This is a genomic window from Aliarcobacter vitoriensis (assembly GCF_003316695.1).
GTDB classification, from domain to species: Bacteria; Campylobacterota; Campylobacteria; order Campylobacterales; family Arcobacteraceae; genus Aliarcobacter; species Aliarcobacter vitoriensis.
In genome coordinates, this window is sequence record NZ_PDKB01000058.1 from 1 (window position 1) to 353 (window position 353).

Annotated in this window: 1 protein-coding gene; it reads left to right on the forward strand. The window is 31.7% G+C overall.

Annotation, left to right across the window (positions count from 1 at the left end):
- Window positions 1-353, forward strand: a 353-nt coding sequence (locus CRU91_RS12125) for a TonB-dependent receptor plug domain-containing protein (protein WP_222718487.1), incomplete at both ends; no start/stop codon positions are given.

Consider the following 353-nt stretch of genomic DNA (forward strand, 5'->3'; position numbering starts at 1 on the left):
TAAAGAAAATAGCTATACAAGAACTCAAGACAACTCTGCAACTGGTATGAATTTATCTTTAAAAGAAACTCCACAATCAGTTTCAGTTATCACTTCAAAAAGAATGGAAGATCAACAATTAAATAATATAAATGATGTTCTAAGAAATATACCTGGTGTTACAGTAGAATCAGAAACTAGTGATACAGGTTCTGCTCAAATTTGGTCTCGTGGTTATCAAATAAAGAATATTCAAATAGATGGAGCGATGAGTTCAAGTAATCATAGTTATGAGAAGGGTAATGAAAGCATAGATAGTGCAATTTATGATTCTATAAGCATTGTAAGAGGTGCAACAGGACTTTTAACAGGTG